General features: G+C 49.5%; 6 protein-coding genes and 1 pseudogene. 5 read left to right on the top strand and 2 right to left on the bottom strand.

Translation table 11 applies throughout. The features are described from left to right. Window positions 1-206: 206 nt before the first annotated feature. Window positions 207-431: a hypothetical protein gene (locus ACLW56_RS24665; RefSeq protein WP_330986255.1), complete on the bottom strand. Its 225-nt coding sequence runs from the start codon at window positions 429-431 to the stop codon at window positions 207-209. 107 nt (window positions 432-538) lie between these two features. Between ACLW56_RS24665 and ACLW56_RS24660 the strand changes: the two are divergent. From ACLW56_RS24660 to ACLW56_RS24640, 5 genes and pseudogenes are all read left to right on the top strand, one after another. Further along, window positions 539-1,506, top strand: a pseudogene (locus ACLW56_RS24660) (IS5 family transposase). 391 nt (window positions 1,507-1,897) lie between these two features. Next, the gene (gene speFL, locus ACLW56_RS24655; RefSeq protein WP_330986254.1) at window positions 1,898-2,002 is read left to right on the top strand and encodes a leader peptide SpeFL; all 105 of its coding nucleotides are present in this window, start codon (window positions 1,898-1,900) and stop codon (window positions 2,000-2,002) included. A 255-nt stretch (window positions 2,003-2,257) separates the two neighbouring features. Continuing rightward, complete coding sequence (gene speF, locus ACLW56_RS24650) at window positions 2,258-4,456, top strand: ornithine decarboxylase SpeF (RefSeq protein ID WP_330986253.1); 2,199 nt, start codon at window positions 2,258-2,260, stop codon at window positions 4,454-4,456. Beyond that, entirely contained in the window at window positions 4,453-5,772 is a 1,320-nt protein-coding gene (gene potE / locus ACLW56_RS24645) for a putrescine-ornithine antiporter (protein ID WP_330986252.1), read from the top strand. The genes speF and potE overlap by 4 nt, the downstream gene beginning before the upstream one ends. Window positions 5,773-5,838: 66 nt before the next feature. Then, window positions 5,839-6,324: a pyridoxamine 5'-phosphate oxidase family protein gene (locus ACLW56_RS24640; RefSeq protein ID WP_330986251.1), complete on the top strand. Its 486-nt coding sequence runs from the start codon at window positions 5,839-5,841 to the stop codon at window positions 6,322-6,324. A gap of 368 nt (window positions 6,325-6,692) precedes the next feature. On the opposite strand, the gene ACLW56_RS24635 is transcribed toward ACLW56_RS24640, so the two are convergent. Continuing rightward, window positions 6,693-7,357: IS3 family transposase (locus tag ACLW56_RS24635; RefSeq protein ID WP_330986250.1), on the bottom strand; the 665-nt coding region annotated here is incomplete at its 5' end.

Here is a 7,357-nt window from a genome sequence, read left to right as displayed (position 1 = left end):
CGGTAGGGGAAATTGAACCCACAAAACGCTCATGCAGAGCGTCGTGATCAAGAGCATAAGCTCTGCCACCTGTGATTTTGATTTCACCATAATAATTTACACCCACTATAGCGTCGTCCAACACATCGCCTTCGGGCGTAACAGTGGCATGTAAAGTACATCCGGACAAAAATGATATCAGGAGAATTAAACATATTCCTTTCATATTAGCTCAATGGCTTAAACACCATCCCCCCAAAAAAACGTGAAATGAAATAGGGTATTTTTTTACCTGACTTAATACGATCTTTAACACTACCCCATGAAAATAACTCAAGATGAACATGTCCTAAAGAATCTTCTGTTACTGGTCCCTCCCAAACGATCCAGTGCGTCGGTACTGTTAATGTTGAATCACTATCATCAAGAAGCCCATCATTTATTAACGTCACAACCTTATAACCTTTACGGACAAATTCATTTAACTCATTTATACCCCCTATACCTGCCTGCGTTATGCCGACATTGGCTTTGTTGAATAAATCGAACTTTTGCTGAGTTGAAGGATCAGATCACGCATCATCCGACAACACTGGTCGTTTCGTGGCAAAGCAAAAGTTCAAAATCACCAACTGGCACATCTACAACAGAGCCCTCATCAACCGTGGTTCCATCACTTTCTGGCTGGACGATGAGGCGATTCAGGCCTGGTATGAGTCAGCAGCGCCTTCATCCCGGGGGCGACCTCAGCGTTATTCTGACCTTGCCATCACGACCGTCCTGGTGATTAAACGCGTATTCTGGCTCACCCTGCGGGCTGCGCAGGGCTTTATTGATTCCATTTTTGCCCTGATGAACATTTCGTTGCGTTGTCCTGATTACAGCAGTGTCAGCAGGCGGGCAAAGTCGGTTAATGTCAGTTTCAAAGCGTCCACCCGGGGTGAAATTGCACATCTGGTGATTGATTCCACCGGGCTGAAGGTCTTTGGTGAAGGCGAATGGAAAGTCAGAAAGCACGGCAAAGAGCGCCATCGTATCTGGCGGAAGCTCCATCTGGCTGTTGATGGCAAAACACATGAAATCATCTGCGCAGACCTGTCGCTAAACAACGTTACGGACTCAGAAGCCTTCCCGGGCCTCATCCGGCAGACTCACAGAAAAATCAGGGCAGCAGCGGCAGACGGAGCTTACGACACCCGGCTCTGTCACGATGAGCTGCGCCGTAAGAAAATCAGCGCGCTCATCCCGCCCCGAAAAGGCGCGGGTTACTGGCCCGGTGAGTACGCAGACCGTAACCGTGCAGTAGCGAATCAGCGGCTGACCGGGAGTAATGCGCGGTGGAAATGGGCAACAGAGTATAATCGCCGCTCGATAGCGGAGACGGCGATGTACAGGGTAAAGCAACTGTTCGGAGGTTCACTGACGCTGCGTGACTACGATGGTCAGGTAGCAGAGGCTTTGGCCATGGTGCGTGCACTGAACAAAATGACGAAGGCAGGTATGCCAGAGAGCGTCCGTATCGCCTGAAAACACGACGCGCTACGGGGATACTTGCCCGAAATCTGATTTATTCAACAAAGCCGAAGACACCACAGCATCATCTGATAACGGTTTTCCTTTGCCTGGTTCTGTCTGCCCAGGACAACGCAAGTCTCTCCCGATAACACTCTGTGACTGAATATACAGGTCATTCCCTGTAGAAAATCATTTTATTCAATACATCACACATATATAAGGCCGGGACATATAAATACGGATTATATAACTTGAGCATCTACCCTTCATGAATAATGGATATTCACAGTTAACGATTATTTATTTCTTATTTGGTCTGAATTTAGTGATCTCAGACACAAAACACCATCTAATCCTGGATAAAATGGCAACGCCCTAAATAGTTTTATTAAAGGTTAATTTTATGGAAAACAATAACAGAGTTATGCCTCATATAAGACGGGTAACACATCTGATGATGTTTGCCCATCGTAACACCTTCGATTTTCATTTCTTTAATGCCCGTTAGTCTACCGACTACAGGCACTCCAGCATACAGGTCCTTCTGACCTCCTGTATCGCAGATTAACACCTGTGTTCTGCGGTGCTTATCCAGCATAACCCTGTCTTATCGGTGACCGGACTGGTCAGGGTTTAGTGCATCCTGAAAAAAGTAATTTACTGATTTATTTATCAGCGGCCTCACTTTGCTTTTTTTCCGGAATTATCAGTTTCTCAATTTAGAAACTGAGGACCTTCTGTTAGCTGAAATAAAGAGATAAATATGTCCAGATTAAAAATTGCAGTAAGTCGCGCGTGTCCCGACTGTTTTTCCACACAGCGTCATATCGTGAGTATTGAAGAAAGCAATTTAACTGATATTGCTGCCGTCGTGTTATCCATTGGTGATATTGAGCGAGGGAAGCTCGATGAAATTGATTCAACCGGATATGGCATACCCGTTTTTATTTCCACCATGAATGAAGAGCGTGTTCCGACAGATTATCTGCCACGGCTCTCGGGTGTATTCGAATATAATGAAGCCCGTACTGCATTCTATGGCCGCCAGTTGGAAACCGCTGCACACCATTATGAAACACAACTGCGTCCACCCTTTTTCCGCGCACTGGTCGACTACGTGAATCAGGGTAACAGCGCATTTGATTGTCCGGGACATCAGGGAGGCGAATTTTTCCGCCGTCATCCGGCCGGAAATCAGTTTGTTGATTACTTCGGCGAAACGCTATTCCGTTCCGATTTGTGCAACGCTGACGTAGCAATGGGCGATTTACTGATTCACGAAGGCGCGCCGTGCATCGCCCAGCAGCACGCGGCAAAAGTGTTCAACGCTGACAAAACTTACTTTGTACTCAACGGTACCTCCTCCGCGAACAAAGTGGTGCTTAACGCGTTGCTGACGCCAGGAGATCTGGTGTTGTTTGACCGCAACAACCACAAATCAAACCATCACGGCGCACTATTACAGGCCGGTGCAACACCAGTGTATCTGGAGACCGCCCGCAATCCGTACGGCTTCATCGGCGGGATTGATGCTCATTGTTTTGAAGAAGGTTACCTGCGCGAACTGGTGAGTGAAGTGGCACCACAACGAGCGAAAGATACGCGCCCCTTCCGTCTGGCGGTGATCCAGTTAGGTACTTACGATGGCACTATCTATAACGCCCGTCAGGTAGTGGATAAGATTGGTCATCTGTGCGACTACATTTTGTTTGACTCTGCATGGGTCGGTTATGAACAGTTTATCCCGATGATGGCCGATTGCTCTCCGTTATTACTGGATTTGAATGAAAACGATCCGGGTATTCTGGTCACTCAGTCGGTTCACAAACAGCAGGCAGGTTTCTCCCAGACGTCGCAGATCCACAAAAAAGACAGACACATCAAAGGTCAGCCCCGCTATGTGCCGCATAAACGGCTGAATAATGCGTTTATGATGCATGCCTCCACCAGTCCGTTCTATCCACTGTTTGCTGCTCTGGATGTCAATGCCAGAATGCATGAAGGTGTTTGCGGTCGTAATATGTGGATGGACTGCGTGATGGACGGAATTGATGCCCGCAAACTGATCCTGGATAACTGTCATCACATTCGTCCGTTTGTACCGGAACTGGTCGACGGTAAACCGTGGCAGTCTTACGCGACGCTGGATATCTCCAGCGACCTGCGTTTCTTCCATTTTGTTCCCGGCGAACACTGGCATGCTTTTGAAGGCTACGCGGAACACCAGTATTTCGTTGACCCATGTAAACTCCTGCTCACAACACCAGGTATCAATTCACGCAACGGCGAATATGACACCTTTGGTGTTCCCGCCACCATTCTCGCTAACTTCCTGCGTGAGAATGGCGTCGTACCGGAGAAATGTGACCTGAACTCGATCCTGTTTCTGTTAACCCCTGCGGAAAATATGGACAAGTTGCAGCAGCTCGTCGCACTGCTGGTACGTTTCGAAAAATTGCTGGGATCCGATGCCCCTCTCGCAGAAGTGCTGCCGTCAATATATAAGCAGCATGAGGCACGTTATGCGGGTTATACCCTGCGCCAGTTGTGTCAGGAAATGCATGATTTATATGCGCGTCACAATGTTAAACAGCTACAGAAAGAGATGTTCCGTAAATCACATTTCCCTCGCGTGAGCATAAATCCACAGGATGCCAACTACGCCTATCTGCGTGGTGAGGTCGAACTGGTTCGCCTGTCACAAGCTGAAGGTCGTATTGCAGCGGAAGGCGCACTCCCATACCCGCCGGGTGTTTTGTGCGTGGTTCCGGGCGAAATCTGGGGTGGTGCCGTATTACGCTATTTCACTGCCCTGGAAGAAGGGATCAACCTGCTGCCGGGCTTCGCTCCGGAACTGCAGGGGGTCTATATAGAGGAAATTGATGGCCGCAAACAGGTGTGGTGCTACGTCATTACACCACGTGAAACCCGGAGCGCTTTGCTGAAAGGGGAAGAGCTATGAGTCAGCCTAAATCCAATAAAATGGGTGTCGTCCAGCTTACTATTCTGACGATGGTCAACATGATGGGGTCAGGGATTATCATGCTGCCCACCAAACTGGCAGAAGTAGGGACGATTTCCATCATATCATGGTTAGTCACGGCCCTCGGGTCTATGGCACTGGCGTGGGCATTCGCAAAATGTGGGATGTTCAGCCGTAAATCTGGTGGTATGGGTGGCTACGCGGAGTACGCCTTTGGCAAGTCTGGCAACTTTATGGCGAACTACACCTACGGCGTATCGCTGTTAATTGCCAATGTGGCGATCGCAATTTCGGCTGTCGGCTACGGTACCGAATTATTTGGTGCCACGCTGTCACCTATCCAGATTGGTCTCGCCACCATTGTTGTGCTGTGGCTGTGTACCATCGCTAATTTCGGTGGTGCCCGCATCACCGGGCAGATTAGCAGCGTTACCGTCTGGGGCGTGATTATCCCGGTAGTCGGTTTGTGTATTATCGGCTGGTTCTGGTTTAGTCCGACACTGTACGCCAGCTCCTGGAACCCGCACCACGTCCCGTTCTTCACTGCCGTTGGTTCTTCTATCGCCATGACACTGTGGGCATTTCTCGGTCTGGAATCAGCCTGTGCCAACGCTGAAGTGGTGGAAAATCCTGAGCGCAACGTGCCGATTGCAGTGCTCGGCGGGACACTTGGCGCGGCGGTGATTTACATTGTCTCCACCAACGTGATTGCAGGGATTGTGCCGAATATGGATTTAGCCCACTCCACGGCCCCGTTCGGCCTGGCTTTCGCGCAGATGTTTACCCCGGAAGTAGGGAAAGTGATTATGGCGCTGATGGTGATGTCCTGCTGCGGTTCGCTGCTGGGCTGGCAGTTCACTATCGCTCAGGTGTTCAAGTCATCCGCTGACGAAGGGTATTTTCCGAAGATATTCTCCCGCGTAACCAACGCAGACGCTCCGGTGCAGGGGATGCTGGCCATTGTCGTCATCCAGAGCGGTTTGTCACTGATGACCATCAGCCCGTCACTGAACAGCCAGTTTAATGTGCTGGTTAATCTGGCGGTGGTCACCAACATCATCCCGTACATTCTGTCGATGGCCGCGCTTGTTATCATCCAGAAGATGGCGAATGTGAAACCGTCAAAAGCTAAAGCCGCTAACGCCATTGCGTTCGTTGGCGCACTTTACAGCTTCTACGCATTGTACTCTTCGGGTGAAGAAGCCATGCTGTACGGCTCTATAGTCACGTTCCTGGGCTGGACACTGTACGGTCTGGTCTCACCACGCTTTGAACTGAATAACAAACACGGTTAATCCCTTTTCCTGGCTGCGGGCAACCGCAGTCAGGCTACCGTATGAATCATTCACAGGAAAATAATTATGAGTAATCCGGATCGGATAATCAGCACACCTGAAGAAATTCTCGCCATCATCAATACCCATCAGATTTGCCGGATAGCGCTCAATGATGAGAACAGCCCGTACATCGTACCGGTTAATTTTGGTTATGAATATAAGGATGCCCGCTGGATAATCTGGTTTCACGGGTCGCGTACAGGAAGGAAGATGCAGCTGCTACGCAAAAATCCGGCTGTAAGTGTGGAGATGGATGGTAATCATCAGTTGATCCCCGCAGAAGATGCCTGCGATTACAGCTACGCATACTCCAGTATTATTGCCTGCGGACGGGCGTCAATAGTACAGAAACACGAAGAGATGCAGCATGGTCTGAACATTATTATGCGTCAGGTAGTACCCGGGAAATCCTTCAGCTATCGCGATAATATGATGAAGGCGGTATGTGTGGTTCGTATTGAGTGTGATGATTTAAGCTGTCGACAGCATTTATTTCAGTCTGGTAAATAATGTCTGTTGGCCCCCCAGACAAAAAAATCCAGTACAGACAATGAATGACTTACTTAGCGGATGTTTTCTTCCCAGCCCCTAAACGAGGAGCAGGTAAACATGCAGACCTGCTCAGACATCAAAGTGACCAGCCTGTCGATGACATTCCGTCCTGGCCTGTGAATCCTCTTCTTACACATACTGACTTCAGGTGATGTGCAACGTTTTTCACAGGACTGAATGAAAACATCTGAGATCTCTGTCACCGGAATCGTTCCCGAATGTTGTTTTTTGTTAAGAATAAACCAGGGTATTTGGATTTAACTGAGTATGCAGTTAGACAGTGATTTCCCATTGGCTGATCCTACCCACGTAATGTGGACACAGCCCTAAGCGAGATTCAGGTTTTCAAATTGTTCCGGGCTGAGACCGCCACACGCACTGTGGCGACGCCAGCGATTATCATCACACTCGATATAATTAAATACCGCCGTCCGCATTAATTCCCGGCTGATAAAGCGTTCTCCGTGGATACATTCCACTTTCAGCGAGTGAAAGAAGCTTTCCACGCAGGCATTGTCATAACAGCAGCCTTTTGCGCTCATGCTTCCGCGTCGATTATGGCGTTTCAGCAAGCTCTGATAATCCCCGGAACAGGACTGTCCACCACGGTCCGTATGAACAATGACATTTTCCCGGCGTTTACGCCGCCAGAGCGCCATTTGCAGTGCATCGCAGGCAAGTTGTGCCGTCATCCGGGAGGACATCGACCAGCCGATAACCGCCCGAGACCACAGGTCTATGACCACTGCCAGATACAGCCACCCTTCATCGGTACGCAAGTACGTGATGTCGCCTGCCCACTTCTGGTTCGGGCCGCTGGCGTAAAAATCCTGTTTTAGCAGATTCTCTGACACCGGCAGACCCTGTGCGCGGTAGCTGACCGGGCTGAACTTCCGGCTCGCTTTTGCCCGCAGTCCCTGACGACGCAAGCTGGCGGCAATGGTTTTGATGTTGTACTCCGGCAACTCCTCAGCGAGACGCGGCGCACCAT

The sequence above is a fragment of the Pantoea sp. sgz302252 genome, from assembly GCF_047713085.1.
Taxonomy (GTDB): Bacteria; Pseudomonadota; Gammaproteobacteria; order Enterobacterales; family Enterobacteriaceae; genus Scandinavium.
This window is presented reverse-complemented; position numbering and strand designations above follow the sequence as displayed.